This window comes from Actinospica durhamensis (assembly GCF_018139695.1).
Lineage (GTDB): Bacteria > Actinomycetota > Actinomycetes > Streptomycetales > Catenulisporaceae > Actinospica > Actinospica durhamensis.
Window position 1 is genome coordinate 1 of sequence record NZ_JAGSOG010000428.1, and the last position, 4,686, is coordinate 4,686.

Annotated in this window: 3 protein-coding genes; 1 reads left to right on the top strand and 2 read right to left on the bottom strand. The window is 71.0% G+C overall.

Annotation, left to right across the window (positions count from 1 at the left end):
• Positions 1 to 184: 184 nt before the first annotated feature.
• The gene (locus KDL01_RS39130) at positions 185 to 1,540 is read right to left on the bottom strand and encodes a glycoside hydrolase family 76 protein (RefSeq protein WP_212533781.1); all 1,356 of its coding nucleotides are present in this window, start codon (positions 1,538 to 1,540) and stop codon (positions 185 to 187) included.
• A 194-nt stretch (positions 1,541 to 1,734) separates the two neighbouring features.
• Between KDL01_RS39130 and KDL01_RS39135 the strand changes: the two genes are divergently transcribed.
• Complete coding sequence (locus KDL01_RS39135; RefSeq protein ID WP_307846787.1) at positions 1,735 to 3,936, top strand: alpha-galactosidase D; 2,202 nt, start codon at positions 1,735 to 1,737, stop codon at positions 3,934 to 3,936.
• Between the two features lie 41 nt (positions 3,937 to 3,977).
• On the opposite strand, the gene KDL01_RS39140 is transcribed toward KDL01_RS39135, so the two are convergent.
• Positions 3,978 to 4,415, bottom strand: coding sequence for a DUF1003 domain-containing protein (locus tag KDL01_RS39140; RefSeq protein ID WP_212533782.1), 438 nt, complete (start codon positions 4,413 to 4,415; stop codon positions 3,978 to 3,980).
• Between the last annotated feature and the right edge of the window lie 271 nt (positions 4,416 to 4,686).

Sequence of the window (4,686 nt, forward strand, 5' to 3'; positions counted from 1 at the left end):
GGCCGGGGGGCTTCACGGAAATCACTTCGCGTGTGGTGAGGAGGTGGGGGTTGGGACGTTCGGCACCTCCGGGTCTGACCTTCCGCCCGGCCGTTCCGGACGTGCTTTCGACCCTAGCCGCCGGCCACGGGCATCGGCCGGCAGGCGCCGGGCGACGCACCGTCAGGTCACCCGTGCGGAGGCGTTAAGGGCTGTATAACGACTGGACCCGGCCGAGGTTGCGGCCCATCCGCGCCGCTCGCCCGCGCGGCCGAGCGGCGCCGCGGCCGCGCGTGGCGTCCGCGGCCGCCGGGCCCGCGCCGGTGCGCGAGAGCAGGGCGGCGGACTCGAGCAGCGTCCACGCCCCGACCTGGACCGAAAGCTCGCGCTCGGCCACGCCGCCGTTGCGCGGGAGCCGGGCCGGAACGGACCAGTCGTGGCCGAAGACCGGGCCGGTCGAGGCGGTCGCGGCGCTGCGCCAGGCGCCGAAGCAGCCCACCGGGGCGCCCCACGCGGCGTGGTTCCAGGCCGCCCGCGCCGAGCCGAGCACGAGTTCGGCCGCCGTGCGCGCGGCCGGCTCGTAGGCGGGTCCGAACGCGGGCAGCGCGAGCGCGGCCTGCGCGAGGTAGCGGGCGAGGATGCCCGCGAACAGCCCGCCGTCGCCGCCGCCCTGCCCGCGCAGGATGTTCGTACGCGTGTACGTGCGCGTCCCGCCGCTCTCGAGAACGACCGGAGGCACCGTCAGCCGCTCGGCGACGGCCTCGATGGTGCGCACCGCGCGGTCGGCCCAGAGCTCCGCCTCGGCGCCGTCGCGGTCCCACGCGGCCAACTCGAGGCACGCGCCGAGGAACACACCCTGGTTGTAGGTGTACGGCGTGGTCTCGATCTCGCGGATGCCGCCGTGCGGGCTCGCGTGCAGGCCGTCCCAGACCACGCCGGTGAACGGGTCGACCAGGTGCTCCTCGATCCAGTGCGCGGTCTCGTAGGCGCGCGGTTCGCGCAGCCGGGCGAAGAGGATCGCGGCCGGGCCGTTCGCCGGGACGTTCTTGAAGTCCTCCCGGTACTTCTCCCGCGAGCGCCACCAGATCCCGCCGCCGGCGTCCTCGGTCCAGGCCTGGTAGAGCGCCGCGGACAGGGTGCCGAGCGCGCGGGTGGTGCGCGGGGTGCGGCCGAGGACGTGGCGCCTGGCCCGGTCCAGCGCGAGCGCGAGCCAGGCCATGTCGTCGCAGTAGTCGTTGTGCCAGCCGCGGGCGTTGCGGACCCTGATCCCGTGCACGGTCTGCTCGACCCGGGCCCGCCTGGCCGGTGTCGGGGCCCTGAGATGCGCGTCGACCAGGCAGTCGAGCAGCTGGGCCTGCCACCAGTAGTTCCACGGGCCGAACCAGCGCTGCGCGGGCGTGGCCGGGGCGGCGCTCACCCCGAGCAGCGTGCCCGGCAGCCCCCACAGGCGCCGCATGTGCCGGGTGAGCACGGCACGCTCGGCCGACGCGGCCCGCGCGGCCCACTGCCGCGGCTGCTCGGTCCCGGTCACGCCCGTCTGTACGTCCGCACGCACACTCACCTGCCCATTCTGACTCATGACGGCACAATCCGGGAGGGTGATCGCGCATCAGGGAGATCGACACGATAAGACACATTCGAACATTTATTGACAGCGTTGTCATCCCGCAGTTCACTGCACGGTAGGTCCCGGCTCATCCCACTTCCGGGCCGGGCTCCGATCCTCCCCACCTTCGAGTGAAGGGTCCGCCAACGGTGTCGTACCCACACCTGCCCCACCCGCGCCCGCTCAGCCGGGCAAGCTCCCTGATCACAGCCCTGTCGATGGTTCTCGGCGCCCTGTTCGGGGCCGCCGTGGGCGCCGCGCCGAGTGCGTCGGCGCAGAGCAACGGGGTCGGCTCCACGCCTGCGATGGGCTGGAGCAGCTGGAGCTACATCCGACACGATCCCACAGCCGCGAACATCGAGGCACAGGCCAACGCACTCAAGTCCAGCGGGCTGAGCGCGGCCGGCTACGTCTACGTCAACGTGGACGACTTCTGGTACGACTGCCCGGGCAGCCAGGGCCCCGACGTCGACGCGTACGGCCGCTGGGTCACCAACACGACCTCCTTCCCGTCGAGTTCGAGCGGCGAGAACGGGATCGCGGTGGTGGCCGACTACGTGCACTCGCTCGGCCTGAAGTTCGGGCTCTACGTCACCCCGGGCATCTCCGACCAGGCGGTGTCGCAGAACACACCGATCCTCGGCACCTCCTACACGGCCGACGAGATCGCCGACGGCACGAGCGAGGCGAACTACAACTGCGGCGGCATGCAGGGAATCGACTACAGCAAGCCGGGCGCGCAGACGTTCATCGACTCCTGGGCCGACGAGTTCGCGTCCTGGGGCGTGGACTACCTCAAGCTCGACGGAGTCGGCGACTCCGACGTCGGCGACGTGCAGGCCTGGTCGGCCGCGCTGGCGCAGAGCGGCCGGGCGATCCACTTCGAGCTGTCCAACAGCCTTGACATCGCCAACGCCTCCACCTGGGCGCAGTACTCCAACGGCTGGCGCACCGGCGGCGACATCGAGTGCTACTGCGGCAGCGACTCCAGCGGCAATCCGCAGCCGCTGACCGACTGGGGCAATGTGCAGGGCCGCTTTGCCCAGGTGGCCCAGTGGCAGCCGTACGGCGGTCCGGGCGCGTTCAATGACTACGACTCGATCGAGTTCGGTGACGGCTCCACCGTCGACGGGCTCAGCACGGCCGAGGGCCAGTCCCAACTCGGCCTGTGGGCCATGGCGGCCTCGCCGCTGCTGCTCGGCATCGACCTGACCAAGCTCAACTCCACCGAGCTGGCCGACCTCACCAACACGGCCGTGGTCGCCGTCGACCAGGACGGCGTCGACGCCCGACGGATCGTCAGCAACGTCAACCAGCAGGCCTTCGCCAAGACCGAGCCGAACGGCGACGTCATCCTGGGCCTGTTCAACTACAACGGCAGCGCGTCCCAGACCGTGACCGTCTCGCTCGCGGCCGCCGGGATCACCGGCAGCGCCACGGCCACCAACGTGTGGACCGGCGCCTCCGCCGGCACACTCAGCGGCACCTACAGCGTGACGCTCGGCGCGGGCGCCTCGCAGCTGCTCAAGCTCGTGCCGGTCGCCGCGACCTCCGGCTCGACCACGTATCAGGCCGCGTCCTCGGCCAACACCCTCGCGGGCGGGGCCGCGACAGCGGGCTGCAACTCCTGTCTCGGCGGACAGAAGGTCGGGTACGTCGGCGATGGCGGAACCCTGACGTTCAACAACGTCCAGGCCTCGACCGCCGGGAACTACGAGGTACAGCTCACGTACCTCGACGGGACCTCGGGCATCGTCGGGCGCTCCGCCACGATCACCGTGAACGGCACGGCGGTCGAGACCCTCGCGTTCACCCCGACCGGCAGCTTCGCCAATCCGGGCACCGTCACGGTCTCGCTCCCGCTCAAGGCCGGGGCGAACACGATCGAGCTGTCGGACGCCTCGGCGTACGCGCCGGACTTCGCGGCGGCCACCGTGCCCACCGCCCCGACCACCTCGTCCACGACGTACCTCGCGGCCGCGTCCGCCAACACGCTCGCGGGCGGCGCGGTGGTGCAGAGCTGTAGCGCGTGCACCGGCGGCGAGAAGGTCGGCTTCGTCGGAAACGGCAGCGGCACACTCACCTTCAACGGGGTCAGCGCCACGAACGCCGGCGTCTACCCGGTGCAGGTCGTGTACTGCGACGGCACCAGCGGCACCACCGGGCGCTCGGCCACCTTCACCGTGAACGGTGTGGTGGTGCAGACGAACGTGTTCACGCCGACCGGCGGCTTCTCGACTCCGGGCACCGTCACCGCCTATCTGCCGCTGAAGGCGGGGGCGAACACGGTCGAGATCTCCAACGGCTCGGCGTACGCGCCGGACTTCAACGCGATCGTCGTCAACCAGTGAAGATGTCGACGAGTGGGGATCGGCGCGTGATCGGCTGACCCTCAGCCCGCCGGATTCTCACGCTGCCGAGTGTCGAGCAGCGTGAGGATCTCGGCGAGCTGCCTGCTCTGCGCCGCATGCTGCACGGTGAGCTGCTCGAAGTCCGCCTGGAGCGCGGTCAGCAGCTCCTCGGACTTGCAGTCGGTCTCGTAGTCGTGCTGGGCCAGCTCGCTCGATATCTGGTCCGAGCGCCTGGCCGCGATCAGCAGGATGGCGCCCTGGAGCGCGGCGACGCAGGAGAGCAGCAGGTTGAGCAGGATGAACGGGTACGGGTCGAAGCCGGTGTTGCGGTTGACAAGCATCCAGCAGGCCAGGAACGCCAGGCTGATGAACACGAACGCCCACGAGCCCATGCTGTTGCGCATCTTGTCCGCCGCGCGCTCGCCGAGCGAGAGCTGGTCGCCGGTGCGGATGCCGGGGTGGCGACGCCAGGTAGTCATGTGGTCCAGCCTTCTCGATCTCGATGCTCGCTACGACGAGGCGGAGCATAGCCGGAACGCCACGCGGCGGGCGCGAGCGGCCGGGCGGTAGGCAGGGCGGCCGGCGGCCCGGGCGGCGGACGGCAGGTGTTTTCATGATCACGGCGGGGTAGGCCCCCAGGACACCTGACTGATCATCAGCTCATCCGCCGTCAGAAAGTCCGCCCATGCTCGCTTCGCACCTCGCCCGCACCGCGTCCGCCGGAGCGCTGGCCGCCGCACTCACCGCACT